The 12,828-nt window shown below is 61.5% G+C and carries 13 protein-coding genes; 8 read left to right on the top strand and 5 right to left on the bottom strand.

Features of this window, described 5'->3' with window-relative positions; genetic code table 11:
* The first annotated feature begins 50 nt into the window (after window positions 1–50).
* The 3 genes from lptM to ACP7B1_RS03220 all read left to right on the top strand — a co-directional run bounded on the left by lptM (window position 51) and on the right by ACP7B1_RS03220 (window position 4,195).
* Window positions 51–239, top strand: coding sequence for an LPS translocon maturation chaperone LptM (gene lptM, locus ACP7B1_RS03230; protein WP_223613547.1), 189 nt, complete (start codon window positions 51–53; stop codon window positions 237–239).
* Between the two features lie 11 nt (window positions 240–250).
* Complete coding sequence (gene lysA, locus ACP7B1_RS03225) at window positions 251–1,516, top strand: diaminopimelate decarboxylase (protein WP_346305781.1); 1,266 nt, start codon at window positions 251–253, stop codon at window positions 1,514–1,516.
* A gap of 129 nt (window positions 1,517–1,645) precedes the next feature.
* Window positions 1,646–4,195: a TIGR02302 family protein gene (locus ACP7B1_RS03220; protein WP_346305782.1), complete on the top strand. Its 2,550-nt coding sequence runs from the start codon at window positions 1,646–1,648 to the stop codon at window positions 4,193–4,195.
* 64 nt (window positions 4,196–4,259) lie between these two features.
* Here the strand turns inward: ACP7B1_RS03220 and hpt are convergent, their stop codons facing one another.
* Both hpt and ACP7B1_RS03210 read right to left on the bottom strand, forming a co-directional pair.
* On the bottom strand, window positions 4,260–4,796 hold the full coding sequence (gene hpt, locus ACP7B1_RS03215; protein WP_223613550.1) for a hypoxanthine phosphoribosyltransferase: 537 nt from the start codon (window positions 4,794–4,796) through the stop codon (window positions 4,260–4,262).
* A 126-nt stretch (window positions 4,797–4,922) separates the two neighbouring features.
* On the bottom strand, window positions 4,923–5,255 hold the full coding sequence (locus tag ACP7B1_RS03210; protein WP_426136456.1) for a hypothetical protein: 333 nt from the start codon (window positions 5,253–5,255) through the stop codon (window positions 4,923–4,925).
* A 224-nt stretch (window positions 5,256–5,479) separates the two neighbouring features.
* Here ACP7B1_RS03210 and ftsE point away from each other — a divergent pair, with 224 nt between their 5' ends.
* The 4 genes from ftsE to ACP7B1_RS03190 all read left to right on the top strand — a co-directional run bounded on the left by ftsE (window position 5,480) and on the right by ACP7B1_RS03190 (window position 8,769).
* Entirely contained in the window at window positions 5,480–6,103 is a 624-nt protein-coding gene (ftsE, locus tag ACP7B1_RS03205; protein WP_245421113.1) for a cell division ATP-binding protein FtsE, read from the top strand.
* On the top strand, window positions 6,096–7,094 hold the full coding sequence (locus ACP7B1_RS03200; RefSeq protein ID WP_223613552.1) for a cell division protein FtsX: 999 nt from the start codon (window positions 6,096–6,098) through the stop codon (window positions 7,092–7,094). Before ftsE ends, ACP7B1_RS03200 begins: the two co-directional genes overlap by 8 nt.
* Before the next feature lie 107 nt (window positions 7,095–7,201).
* Complete coding sequence (locus ACP7B1_RS03195; RefSeq protein WP_426136453.1) at window positions 7,202–7,915, top strand: YdcF family protein; 714 nt, start codon at window positions 7,202–7,204, stop codon at window positions 7,913–7,915.
* 68 nt (window positions 7,916–7,983) lie between these two features.
* Window positions 7,984–8,769 carry a lysophospholipid acyltransferase family protein gene (locus ACP7B1_RS03190; protein ID WP_346305833.1) on the top strand — a complete coding sequence of 262 codons (786 nt, stop codon included), beginning with the start codon at window positions 7,984–7,986 and terminating at the stop codon, window positions 8,767–8,769.
* 188 nt (window positions 8,770–8,957) lie between these two features.
* On the opposite strand, the gene ACP7B1_RS03185 is transcribed toward ACP7B1_RS03190, so the two are convergent.
* Window positions 8,958–9,485: a gamma-glutamylcyclotransferase gene (locus ACP7B1_RS03185; protein ID WP_346305785.1), complete on the bottom strand. Its 528-nt coding sequence runs from the start codon at window positions 9,483–9,485 to the stop codon at window positions 8,958–8,960.
* 64 nt (window positions 9,486–9,549) lie between these two features.
* On the opposite strand from ACP7B1_RS03185, the gene ACP7B1_RS03180 reads away from it, so the two are divergent.
* Window positions 9,550–10,569: a DUF2125 domain-containing protein gene (locus ACP7B1_RS03180; protein WP_346305786.1), complete on the top strand. Its 1,020-nt coding sequence runs from the start codon at window positions 9,550–9,552 to the stop codon at window positions 10,567–10,569.
* A 26-nt stretch (window positions 10,570–10,595) separates the two neighbouring features.
* On the opposite strand, the gene ACP7B1_RS03175 is transcribed toward ACP7B1_RS03180, so the two are convergent.
* Window positions 10,596–11,528 carry a prephenate/arogenate dehydrogenase family protein gene (locus ACP7B1_RS03175; RefSeq protein ID WP_426136451.1) on the bottom strand — a complete coding sequence of 311 codons (933 nt, stop codon included), beginning with the start codon at window positions 11,526–11,528 and terminating at the stop codon, window positions 10,596–10,598.
* 3 nt (window positions 11,529–11,531) lie between these two features.
* The gene (gene hisC, locus ACP7B1_RS03170; RefSeq protein WP_346305788.1) at window positions 11,532–12,638 is read right to left on the bottom strand and encodes a histidinol-phosphate transaminase; all 1,107 of its coding nucleotides are present in this window, start codon (window positions 12,636–12,638) and stop codon (window positions 11,532–11,534) included.
* Between the last annotated feature and the right edge of the window lie 190 nt (window positions 12,639–12,828).

The raw sequence follows: 12,828 nt of genomic DNA, 5'->3' as shown, positions 1-12,828 counted from the left end.
TCCATGCGTTAGACAGGACAACATACTTTCGGACGACAGGATCTAAATCGATGACAAGCCGTTCTTACCTCACGACAATTCTGATGGCGGTTGCAATCGTCAGCGCGGTGTCGGCCTGCGGCCGCAAGGGCCCGCTCGAGTTGCCGCCGGCATCGGTGACCGCACCGGCACCGGGCGAGCCGAAACCGGCCAGACCGCCCGTTCAAGACAAGCGCTTTTTCCTCGACTCCATCATCTAGGCAGATTTTTCGTGAATCATTTCGATTACAAGGACGGCGTTCTCCATGCCGAGGACGTCAGCATTCCCGATATCGCCAGGGCGGTCGGCACCCCCTTCTACTGCTATTCGACGGCCACCATCGAACGGCACTACAAGGTCTTTGCTGCGGCCTTTGCCGAAATGGATGCGCTGGTCTGCTACGCCTTGAAAGCCAATTCCAATCAGGCCGTCCTGAGGACCCTGGCGCGTCTTGGCTCCGGTGCCGACGTGGTATCGGAAGGCGAGATGCGCCGTGCCCTGGCCGCGGGAATTCCCGCAAGCAAGATCGTCTTTTCCGGCGTGGGCAAGAAGCCGGGCGAAATGGACTTTGCCCTGGCAGCGGGCATTCATTGCTTCAACGTCGAATCCGAGCCGGAGCTGGAACTCCTGTCCAGCCGCGCCGTGGCGGCGGGCAAGATTGCGCCGGTGTCCCTGCGCATCAATCCCGATGTCGATGCCAAGACCCACAAGAAGATTTCCACGGGCAAGTCCGAGAACAAGTTCGGCATTCCGCTGGCCAAGGCACGGTCCGTCTACGCCCACGCGGCGCGGCTGCCCGGCCTGAAGGTGTCCGGCATCGACATGCATATCGGCAGCCAGATCACCGATCTGGAGCCGTTTGACGATGCCTTCGCCCTGCTTGCCCAGCTCGTCGGCGACCTCAAGGCTGACGGCCACGATATCAAGCATGTCGATCTCGGCGGCGGCCTCGGCATTCCCTATCACTTCGACAACAATCCGCCGCCCCTGCCCGACGCCTATGCGGCGATCGTTTCCCGGCATATCAAGCCGCTCGGGCTCAAGACCATTTTCGAGCCGGGCCGCCTGATCGTCGGCAATGCCGGAATCCTGGTCAGCGAAGTGATCTTCGTCAAGGAAGGCGACGCGCGCAATTTCATCATCGTCGACGCGGCGATGAATGACCTCATCCGCCCGACGCTCTATGACGCGTTCCATACGATCCGTCCGGTCAAGGAGCCATCAGCGTCGCATCCGCGCATTCGCGGCGATGTCGTCGGCCCGGTCTGCGAAACCGGCGACTATCTCGGTCTTGACCGCGACCTGCCGCGTCCAGCCCCCGGCGACCTGATCGCCATCGGCACGGCCGGTGCCTATGGCGCGGTTCAGTCGGGAACCTACAACACCCGCCTGCTGGTGCCGGAAGTGCTTGTCAGCGGCGACCGCTTTCACGTGGTGCGCCCGCGGACGACCTATGAGGAACTCATCGGTCTCGATTCCATACCGGACTGGCTCTGAAACCAGCCGGCACACAGAACGGTGAACGGCTTTTTGCGCCAAGGCCTCGCCTTTGCCACGATGAGTGGTATTCTTGACCAGCGTCAATGCGGTCATGATGGAATCGCAGGGTGACGAGATGGAGCAGGGATGACCGGTCAACACCCCGATGAGCGGGACGCTGAAAGGGTCAGGTTCGATATTTTCAAGAGTATCGATCGGCTCCGCTTGTCCGCGTGGCTGACCCTGGCCTTCGAGCGGTTATGGCCGCGGGTTCTGCCGCTGTTGCTTGTCGCTGCACTGTTCGTGATCGTCGCCTGGTTCGGCCTGTTCCGCATGATGCCGGATCTGGTCCGTCTCGGCCTGCTGACGCTGTTTGTCCTGTCGCTTCCGGTGTGCCTCTACACTCTGCTGAGATTCCGCCTGCCGGACCATGCCGATGTCAGCCGCCGCATCGAAGACGTCAACACGCTCGATCACCAGCCGATTGCCGTCCAGTCGGAAATCTTGGCGACCAGCACGGACGATCCCTTTGCCCAGGCCCTGTGGGACGAGCACCGCAAGCGCATGGCCGAACGCATCAGAGGCCTGAAAACCGGCCTGCCCCGGACAAACATCCCGGAAATCGACCCCTGGGGTCTGCGGGCCGTGATCGGGCTGCTTCTCGTCATCGCCTTCGCCTTTTCCGGCAGTCCGCTCGGCGGACGTCTCGGCGATGCATTCCAGAGCCACAGCAGCAGCAATGCGCTGCCGCCCCGCATCGACGCCTGGGTCACCCCGCCGCGCTATACGGGCCGCCCGCCGGTTTTCCTCACCTCGGCGGCCAATGACCAGGAAAAACAGTTCACCGTCCCGCAGAACAGTACGTTGACCATCCGCATCATCGGCGGCAACGGAACCGAACGGGTGACGCAGACCCTGCCGGACGGCAAGCCCGCCGACGTTCCGGTCAAGCAGGACGCGAAGACGGCCGACACCGCCCCGGCAAAAGACCAGCCGCGCAATTACGAGCTGACCCTCGATACCAACGCCACAGTGGGACTGATCAACAACGGCACCGTACATTCCGAATGGGCGTTTGCGGTGTTGCCGGACCAGCCGCCCACCATCCGCTTCACCAGGGAACCATCGAGCGCCGTCAATGGCACGATGGAACTGACCTATGAAATCAGGGACGATTATGGTGCGGCCAGCGCGCAGGCGAAGGTCGAGCAGGTCCAGCCGCCGGCAAAGGATGCAAGGCCGCTGTTCGAGGCCCCGGAAATCCCCCTCAGCCTGCCGAAGCGCGGCGCGGACGGCGGCGAGACCAAAACGACGCGGGACCTGACCGAACATGTCTGGGCCGGATCGGAAATCCGCATGACGCTTGTCGCGGTTGACGATGCCGGGCAGGAAGGCAGGAGCGAGACCAAAACCCTTGTCATGCCGGAACGTCCCTTTGCCAATCCGCTGGCGCGCGCGGTGGTGGAGCAGCGGCGCATGCTGGCGCTGAACGCCAATGCCAAGCCGGATGTGCTGAACATGCTGGATGCCATTACCCTGTGGCCGGAAGAGACCATCCGGAATCCGGCCCGTTATCTGGGTCTGCGCAGCATCCGCTCCCGGCTCAACCTTGCGAAGAGCGATGACCAGCTGCGCGATGTCGTCGCCTATATGTGGCAGGTGGCGCGCGGCATCGAAGACGGCGCCCTGTCCGACGCCGAGCGCAGTCTGCGCGAAGCCCAGGAGGCGCTGCGCCAGGCGATCGAGCAGAATGCCAGTCCCGAAGAAATCGACAAGCGCATGGCCGACCTGCGCAAGGCCATGAACAAATATATGCGCGAGCTTGCCCAGCAGGCCCAGCGCAATCCCAACATGGCGCAGGCGCCCGATCCCAACGCCCGCGAATTGCGGCAGGAGGATATCGACCGCATCCTCAAGCAGATCGAGGAACTGGCCAAGCAGGGCTCGAAGGAGCAGGCCCAGCAGTTGCTCTCGCAGCTCAACGACATGCTGAACAATCTGCAGATGCGCCAGGCCCAGGGCAAGAACGGCCAGGGCGACCAGATGAAACAGCAGATGGACAAGCTCGGCGATCTGATGCGGCGCCAGCAGAAAATGATGAACGAGACCCACAGGCTGGAACAGCAGCGCCAGAATGGCATGATGCAGGACAATGGCCAGTTCGGCGGCCAGATGGGACAGGACGGCCAGCAGGGCCAGATGTCAGAGGAAGATATCGCCAAGGCGCTGAAGGGCCTGCAGGACGGCCAGGGCAAGCTGCAATCCGACCTGCAGCAGCTGATGGACGATCTGAACGGCCAGGGCGTTACGCCCAACAAGGATTTCGGTGACGCCGGAAAATCCATGGGAGATGCCCAGAAATCCCTCGGCGAGGCTGATGGCGGACAAGCGCTCGACCAGCAGAGCAATGCGCTGGATTCCCTGCGCAAGGGCGGACAGGACATGATGAAGCAGATGCAGGCCATGGGCCGGGCGGGCAAGCCGGGCGGTCCACAGCAGAGTGACCGCGACCCCTTGGGACGGCCGTCCAAATCCGACAGCGGCACCGATTTCGGGCCGGACCGGAACATGCTGCCCGGGCAGGCCGATATCCAGCGCGCCCGGCAAATCCTCGATGCCATCCGCGAGCGGCTCGGCAATGCGCTAAGCCCGCAGATGGAAAAAGACTATCTGGAGCGCCTGCTGAAATTCAACTGAGGCTAGTCGTCCGATTCTGACATTCGCATGCTGCGCGTGATGTGAAATTCGTTCCACTAGAGCCTCAGTCCCGGACGACACCGACATAGGGCAGCTGCCGGAAGGAATGCCCGACATCCATGCCATAGCCGACGACGAAATAGTCGGGACATTCGAAGCCCTTGAAATCCGCTTCGATATCGGTTTTCCGCTTCACGCTCTTGTCCAGCAATACGGCGATGGACACGCTGCGCGCGCCGCGCTCCAGCATCAGTTCGCGGGTGAATTTCAGCGTCCTGCCCGATTCCAGGATATCGTCGATCAACAGCACGTCGCGGCCGTGCACATCGCTGTCGATGTCGCGCAGGAGCCGCACTTCCTTGCTCTCGGTGCCCTTGCCATAGCTGGACACGGTGATGAACTCGACATCAGGCTCGGCGCCCGCGTCGTGCATGGCGCGGATCAGGTCCGCCGCGAAGATGAACGATCCCTTGAGGATCGAGATCACCAGCAGGTTGTCAAACCGTTTTGCCACAATGTCCTGCGCCAGTTCCAGATTGCGCGTGGCGATCTCCTGCGCACTGAATAGAACATCGATATTCTTCTCGCCAACTTTCGGCATGCAACTCTTCCTGATTTTCCGGTAAGCAAGGCTCCTGGAGCCTTTCCTGTTTGAAAGGCTCTATAGCCCGATATCGGCCGGAAAAGCAAAACCTCAGCGTTTTTTCGACCGGTCAATCGGCGCCGGTCAACGGATCGCGTTGCCTGCGGGCGCGGACACGCTCATGCCAGGCATGTGGGAACCGGCGGCATGCCGCTGGCTGAAAAGCACATGCCCGCCGCAGATCCAGAACGTCGACGCCGCAACCAGAAGCACCAGCAGCCAATAGGCGAAGCCGGGCATGCGCGCCTGCGCCTCCTGCGACTTTTGGAGAATTGTCATGCGCGCGTTTACGGGGAAATGTGCGTCCAGGCTTTGCCGGGAGGAAGGGGGTGACATGGATTCATAGATTGCGTCTTCCGCCCCGCCCTTGTCGAAGTGGAGCGCCGGGACAATATGCGAAACAGTTTCGCCGCTCATCGTTTTAAACCGTGCAATCACGTGTTTTCCGGTCGTTCTGCCATGTTGCAGTCATGATCCTCCGAATCATTGTGGCAGCCTATCGCCCAATAATTAATGTTTCGCCGAACGGATGCAGCGATTGATGGGTGGTCAAATCCGTCCGCGCTGAATAAAACACGCGTGGACAAGAAACTTGGAAAGTCAGCTTGATTCGTTTTGAGAATGTCGGTTTGCGATACGGGATGGGCCCGGAGGTTCTGCGTGATGTCAGCCTCCATATTTCACCCCGCTCGTTTCAGTTTTTGACCGGCCCGTCGGGCGCGGGCAAGACATCGCTGCTGCGCCTGCTGTTCATGACGCTGAAGCCGACGCGCGGTCTCATCACCGTCTTTGGCAAGGACATCGCGACCATCTCCTCCAAGGAAATGCCTTTGCTGCGCCGCCGGATCGGCGTGGTGTTCCAGGACTTCCGCCTGCTCGATCACATGACGACCTACCAGAATGTCGCCCTGCCGCTGCGGGTGCGCGGCAAGGAGGAAGCCACCTATCGCGCGGAAGTCGAGGAATTGCTGCACTGGGTTGGCTTGGGCGAACGCATGCACGTGCTGCCGCCGGTGCTGTCAGGCGGCGAGAAACAGCGTGCCGCGATTGCCCGCGCCCTGATCGACCAGCCGGAAATCCTGCTGGCCGACGAGCCGACCGGCAATGTCGATCCGCCCCTTGCCCGGCGCTTGCTGCGCCTGTTCGGCGAACTGAACCGTTCCGGTACCGCCGTGGTCATAGCCACCCACGATCTTACCCTGATGGATCAGGTCAATGCGCGCCGCATGATTCTCGATCAGGGGAGGCTCGACATCTATGATTGACGCCGCCCGCCTCAGGGAGCTGGCCGCGGATCTGACCGGTCGCGCCATCCAGCTTGTGCGTGGCAAGAACGGCCAGGCGCCCATCGTGCCCGCCGGCAATGTCGTCGGCCATGCCCTGATGATCGTGATCGCCATCATGACGTTCCTCGCCTGCCTGACCATCGGGGCGGTCAGTCTCGTCCAGTCGACCGCGGCGACATGGCAGAGCCAGATTTCGACCGAAGCCACCATCCAGATCCGTCCGGTCGAGGGCCAGGACATGGAAGCGCTGCTCGTTCAGGCCGGCAAGCTTGCACAGGGCTTTTCTGGGGTCAAATCCACCCGCGTCATCGACCGGGCGGCCACGGCCCGTCTGCTGGAGCCATGGCTCGGCACCGGGCTCAACATCGATGATTTGCCGGTGCCGCGGCTGGTCGTCGTCACGCTCGACGAGGCCTCCCCACCGGATTTCGCCTTGCTGCGCAGCGAACTCGTGAAGAACATCCCGGGTGCCAGTTTCGACGATCACCGCACCTGGGTCGACCGGCTCGTGTCCATGGCCCGTTCCACCGTGCTGATCGGCATGACGGTGCTCGGGCTGGTCATCGCCGCCACGGTTCTCACGGTGATTTTTGCCACGCGCGGCGCCATGGCTGGTAATGGTCACATCATCGAAGTGCTGCATTTTATCGGCGCGGAACAGAAATTCGTCGCCCGGCAGTTCGAACGGCACTTTTTCTGGACCGCCCTGAAAGGCGCATTATGCGGCGGCGCGCTGGCCATCCTGATCTTTCTGCTCATTGGCTGGTGGTCGTCCCGCAATCTGGCAACGCCGGAAGCCGATCAGGCCACAGCCCTGTTCGGCAATTTTTCCATCGGGTCAGGCGGCTATACCGGGGTCGTGCTGATCATTCTCGCAGTCAGTGTTTTGACCATGATTACAACACGAATGACAGTCATAGCGCATTTACGCCAGGTCGACGGGCGCGCAGGCGACAGTCACGATACCTGAGCGATTTCGATTCAATTTGACGACATAAAATTCATGGGAGGTTTGCCGGCAAGGCTTATACACTCCCGGTGGCACGACTCTCGAACAAGGCAACGCGTGATCAGAAAATGGACGGCACGGACGACAGCAGCAACCAACCGCCGGCAGGCGCCGAAGCCCGCCCGCGCGGACTTGCGTCTGCATTGCGCAAGCGTGTTGCCCGCCCGTTCTTCCTGCTCGGCGTTCTGGCGCTCGGCTTGTTCCTCGGCGGGTTCATTGTCTTCAGCGATCATGTCAGCACCATGCAGACGCCTGAACTGGTTGAACCGGCTGATGGCATCGTCGTCCTGACGGGCGGCTATTCGCGCATTGAAGGCGCGCTTGACCTGCTCAAGAACAAGCGTGGCAAGCGGCTTTTCATCAGCGGGGTCCATCCCTCGACCAAGCGCGGCGAGCTGCAGCGGGTAACGCGCGGCGATGCCACGCTGTTTGAATGCTGTGTCGACATCGACCGCTCGGCGCTCGACACGATCGGCAATGCCTCCGAGAGCATCAAGTGGGCCAAGGCCAACCATTACACGCGCATCATTGTCGTCACCAACAATTACCACATGCCCCGGACACTGGTGGAGCTGCGGCGCGCCTCGCAGGAGATCGAGTTCATCCCCTACCCCATAGTCAACAGCGATCTGCGCAATGGCGACTGGCTGGCCCGCGGCCAGGTGGTGCGCGTGCTTGTCGTCGAATATGTGAAATATCTCGGCGCGGTCATACGCTCTGCCCTGCCCGACAGCCTGTCGGCGGGGACACAAACCTTCGTTCGATGGATCAGGGGCGGCTGATTGGGAGTTCACGGCGCGCGCAAGTTGGTATAACGAAGGCCTGACCAACCGCCATGACCGGGACCCCGATGACGATCATCCGATCAATTGTCTTCAATATCGCCTTCTATCTCAACCTGATCATCCAGATGATCATCTTCACGCCCTATTACTTCCTCAGCTCCCGCAGGAATGCCTGGAGCGTGCCGAAGAACTGGGCAAGGTCCAACCATTGGTTGCAGAAGGTTCTGGCCGGCACGGATCACGTGATCGAGGGTATCGAGAACATTCCCGATGGTCCCTACATCTGCGCGCCCAAACATCAATCGTTCTGGGATGCCTATGCCTTCCTGCCGCAGATCGCCGATCCCGTCTATATTCTCAAACGCGAGCTGATGTGGATTCCCCTGTTCGGCTGGTACATCCTCAAGATGAAGATGGTGCCGATCGACCGGGGCAAACGCTCGGTCGCCATGAAGACGGCGATCCGGGGGGCGCGGGACGCCGTTTCCCAGGGCCGCCAGCTGATGATCTATCCGGAAGGCACCCGCACCGCACCGGGTGCACCGCCCGCCTATAAATATGGCGTGGCGCATATCTATACCGAGCTTGGCGTGCCGGTGCTGCCGATCGCCCATGTCGCCGGTCTATACTGGCCGCGCCGCAAGTTCCGCCGCTTTCCCGGCACGATCCGCTGCCGCATCCTGCCGCCGATCCAGCCGGGCCTCGACGCCGAGAGCTTCCTGAAAAAATTGCAGGAAGTGACGGAAGCCGCATGCGATGAACTGCTGATCGAGGCGGCCCGTTCTGAAAACCCGCCGCCCCTGCCGCCGACGGCAGTGCAGCGGCTGAAGGAGCTCGGGGTAACGGTCTGAGATTTCCGGGGTCCGCAACACCCATAGTGCGTGGTTCGACAAGCTCACCATGAGGGAGGGTGAGGGTTGCAGAGAGCTGCATTCTGCAACGTTTGTGATTAGCAATGCAGCTAAACCACCTCCCTCATGGTGAGCTTGTCGAACCACGCACGGCAGCTGCTGCAACTGGAAAAATTACAACCTGATCCCTAGCCGGGATTGCGGTCGATGGCGGCGACCAGGGTCTCGAACCAGTGGTCGCGGATATTCATCTTGCGCATGTGTTCAAGCGTATTGTGCACGTAATCCTCGTTGCGGCCGGACTGGCCAACCGAGCCGCGCACGGTGGCGGCAGCCTGTTCAACCGTCAGCGCCCCCGCATACTGAACATGCCTGCGGTCGACCACATAGGTCAGTGCCTCGACCTTGCGGCCATCGCTCAGACGGACGGCCAGCCGCTTCTCCAGATAGACATTGGTGACCAGTTCCCGCTCGCGCAGATAGGCGACGACCTCGTCTTCAAGCTCGCCGGGAACCCGGAAGGCCAGGCCAAGGCAGGAACCGCCATGATCGAGACCGAGCACAAGCCCCGGCCGTTCCGGCGTGCCGCGATGCACGTAGGAATGCACGCACAGCGCCCGCCTGTAGCCGTGCAGGCGCGCATGCATGGTTTCAACATGTGCAAAGCCTGGCTTCCACATCAGAGAACCATAGCCAAAGACCCAAAAATCGCCCATATCCGTCCTGATAGCTGTACTTCATTGCGAAGCTTCTTCCCTGACCGATAGCGAGACCCGGACCATGACGTCAAGCACTGCCGACAAACCTTACAATGCCGGACGGCGTATCCGTTTCCTGGCCGCAGGTATCGTCCTCGTCGGCCTGCTCTATACGGGCGGGTGGTACTACGTGGCCAACATGCTGGAAACGCGGGTTGCCGCCAATATTGCCGGCCTGCAGGCCAAGGGCATCAACGCCGCTTGCGACAATGCGGCGGCCAGCGGCTATCCCTTCCGCCTTGGCCTCAACTGCTCCAAGGTGTCATGGGTCGACCAGGCGAAAAATGTTTCCGTCAGTGCCGGTGCCTTCCGCTCCGCCGCGCAGGTCTATGCACCCTTCCACATCGTGAGCGAGATCGACGGCCCGGCTGCCGTCAGCGCTCCCGGCATGCCGCCGCTCGACCTGAACTGGGACAATTTGAAATCCAGCGTGCGGCTGGACAAGCCCATTCCGCAACGCCTGTCGGTGCAGGGCCGCAATATCGTCGTCACCCAGCACAACCCGTCCGGTGCCGGCACACCGTTTGCCACCCTGAAGGACGGCCAGCTGCATTTCCGCGCCATGGAGCCGGTCATGGATATCGCGCTGTCTTTCAGCAGCCTGAAGGTTGCCGACAACACGGTCTATGACAAGCCGCTGCCCGAACTGACCGGCGCCGCCGATATCCAGATGGCAAACGGCTTTGCCCTGATCGGCAAGACGGAGCGTGATCTGAGCATCCTGCGCGGACAGTCCGGCCTGTTGCGCAACGTGGATCTCGCCCTGCCCGACGGCAGCGGCATCGCCCTATCGGGGCCCTTCTCCGTGGCGGACGACGGACGCATCAGCGGCGACTTCAAGATCACCCTGCGCAACCCGGAAAGCGTTGCCAATACGGCAAAGAGCATCTTCCCCGGTCAGGACAAGATCATTTCATCCGTGCTGCAGGCCATGGCCTTCGTGCCGAAGGATGCAAGCGGCGCGCCGACACTTCCCGTCTCGGTCAAGAACGGCAAGATGTCGGTCGGCTTCATCAGCATCGGCCGCCTGCCCTCGCTGTGAGGGCAAGTACAGCTGGCGCAGTGCTGTCAGGCGCTCTTGGCACCCGCCTTCTGGCGTCCGAAATCGGGGGCGTCCACTTCCTGACCCGCATCGATGATCCCGCGCCGGACGGCACGGGTGCGGGTGAAGAGATCGAACAGCGCATCGCCGTCGCCCCAGCGGATTGACCGCTGCAACGAGGCCAGATCCTCGGAAAACCGCGCCAGCATTTCAAGGATCGCATCCTTGTTGTGCAGGCAGACGTCACGCCACATGGTCGGGTCCGACGCGGCAAGGCGGGTGAAATCGCGAAAACCGGAGGCGGAGTATTTGATCACTTCCGAATTGGTCACTTCTTCCAGGTCGCTCGCCGTGCCGACAATGTTGTAGGCAATGATGTGCGGCAGATGCGAGACGATGGCCAGCACCCGGTCATGATGCACCGGGTCCATTGTATCGAGCCGCGAGCCGCAGGCTTCCCAGAATTTTGTCAGCCGGTCGAGGGCAACCGGATCGGTGCCATCAAGCGGTGTCAGGATGCACCAGCGGTTGGCAAAGAGCTCGGCAAAACCCGCGTCGGGTCCGGAATATTCCGTACCGGCGAGCGGATGGCCGGGGATGAAATGCACATGCGCCGGCAGTTCCGGCTGCATCTGCGCGATGACCGATCCCTTGGTCGAACCGACATCGGTGACGATGGCGCCGGCTTTCAGCGATCCGGCAATGTGCCTGGCAACGTCACCGGACGAGCCGACGGGCACGGAAATGATGACCAGATCGGCGTTCCTGACCGCTTCCGCACTGTCGAGGACATAGCTGTCGCCCAGACCCAGCGCTTCGGCGCGCTGCAGCGTGCTTTCGCTGCGGGTCGAGATGACGATGTGATCTGCCAGGCCCTCGCGTTTGATGACGCGCGCCAGCGACGAACCGATCAGGCCAATGCCGATCAGCGCAATGGTATCGAAATGGATTTTGGACATTGTTTACTTCAAGAATTCGGAGAGTGCAGCGACTACGCCGCGATTGGCTTCCTCGGATCCAATGGTAAGGCGCAACGCGTTGGGGAATCCGTAGCCCGCAACACGGCGCAAAATATAGCCCCTGCTGGTCAGATAGGCGTCTGCCTTGTCGGCCGATTTCGCCGCATCGTCCGGGAAATGCACGAGCAGGAAATTGCCGACCGACGGCGTGACGCGCAGGCCCAGCGCCGACAGCTGTTCGGTCAGCCATGGCAGCCATGTATCGTTGAAGGCAACAGCCTTGTCGACATGCGCACGGTCGCGGACAGCGGCGGCACCGGCCGCTATGGCGGCGGAGTTCAGGTTGAACGGCCCGCGGATTCGGTTGACCGCGTCGATGACATGCGCCGGCGCGAACATCCAGCCGATCCGCAGGGCGGCAAGGCCGTGGATTTTCGAGAAGGTGCGGGTCATCACGACGTTCTCGAACGACGAGACGAGCTCGATACCCGCTTCGTAGTCGTTGCGGCGCACATATTCCGCATAGGCCGCATCGAGAACAAGCAGGACGTTCTTCGGCAGGCCCGCATGCAGGCGGCGCACTTCCTCGAACGGAATGTAGGTGCCGGTCGGATTGTTCGGGTTGGCCAGGAACACGATCTTGGTCTGCGGCGTGACAGCAGCGAGAATGGCATCGACGTGCGCCTGCTCATTCTTTTCCCTGGCCACGACAGGCGTCGCACCGGCCGCCATGATGTAGATCTTGTACACCATGAAACCGTGCTCGGTGTAGATCGCCTCATCGCCGGGCGAGAGGTAAGTCTGGCACAACAGGCCGAGCAGTTCATCCGAGCCGTTGCCGCACAGCAGGTTGTCGGCATTCAGCCCATGCACGTCGGCAATCGCCTGCTTGAGCTGGGTGGCCTGGCCGTCGGGATAGATTTCGAGGCGTGCGGATGCGGCGTGATAGGCCTCGGTCGCGTGCTTGCTCGCGCCCAGAGGGGTTTCATTCGAAGAGAGCTTGTAGACCTTGGCAACGCCGGGGGCCGATTCCTTGCCGGGGACGTAGGCGGCAATGTCGAGAACACCGGGTTTGGGTGTGGGGCGCGTGTCTTTCAATGTCGTTGTCATGATTCACAAGATCCGTAACATCGTTGAAATCGATGGTCATCGCAGGCAATGGCTCAAGCCACGGGGCATAGCCGCCAACAGACGCGATGTCGAGCCAAACTTGCGGCGCCAAGTCCGGAAAATCAAAGAAACCATTGACTTTGCCGGTTGTGCGACCATAGCTACCGCCCACAAAGCTAAAATCGCGCGA

This window comes from Phyllobacterium sp. SL163 (assembly GCF_049896885.1).
Taxonomy (GTDB): Bacteria; Pseudomonadota; Alphaproteobacteria; order Rhizobiales; family Rhizobiaceae; genus Phyllobacterium; species Phyllobacterium calauticae.
The sequence above is the reverse complement of the archived record's forward strand: the minus strand, read 5'-3'. Positions and strand labels throughout refer to the sequence as shown.

Bases quoted from the DNA above. Each gene is read 5' to 3' on its own strand.
- ACP7B1_RS03185 (WP_346305785.1), bottom strand. From the start codon at position 9,485: ATGGGCGATTTTTGGGTCTTTGGCTATGGTTCTCTGATGTGGAAGCCA.
- ACP7B1_RS03175 (WP_426136451.1), bottom strand. From the start codon at position 11,528: ATGTCCAAAATCCATTTCGATACCATTGCGCTGATCGGCATTGGCCTG.
- hisC (WP_346305788.1), bottom strand. From the start codon at position 12,638: ATGACAACGACATTGAAAGACACGCGCCCCACACCCAAACCCGGTGTT.
- ACP7B1_RS03220 (WP_346305782.1), top strand. From the start codon at position 1,646: ATGACCGGTCAACACCCCGATGAGCGGGACGCTGAAAGGGTCAGGTTC.
- ftsE (WP_245421113.1), top strand. From the start codon at position 5,480: ATGGGCCCGGAGGTTCTGCGTGATGTCAGCCTCCATATTTCACCCCGC.
- lptM (WP_223613547.1), top strand. From the start codon at position 51: ATGACAAGCCGTTCTTACCTCACGACAATTCTGATGGCGGTTGCAATC.
- ACP7B1_RS03210 (WP_426136456.1), bottom strand. From the start codon at position 5,255: ATGAGCGGCGAAACTGTTTCGCATATTGTCCCGGCGCTCCACTTCGAC.
- ACP7B1_RS03200 (WP_223613552.1), top strand. From the start codon at position 6,096: ATGATTGACGCCGCCCGCCTCAGGGAGCTGGCCGCGGATCTGACCGGT.
- ACP7B1_RS03180 (WP_346305786.1), top strand. From the start codon at position 9,550: ATGACGTCAAGCACTGCCGACAAACCTTACAATGCCGGACGGCGTATC.
- hpt (WP_223613550.1), bottom strand. From the start codon at position 4,796: ATGCCGAAAGTTGGCGAGAAGAATATCGATGTTCTATTCAGTGCGCAG.
- ACP7B1_RS03190 (WP_346305833.1), top strand. From the start codon at position 7,984: ATGACGATCATCCGATCAATTGTCTTCAATATCGCCTTCTATCTCAAC.
- ACP7B1_RS03195 (WP_426136453.1), top strand. From the start codon at position 7,202: ATGGACGGCACGGACGACAGCAGCAACCAACCGCCGGCAGGCGCCGAA.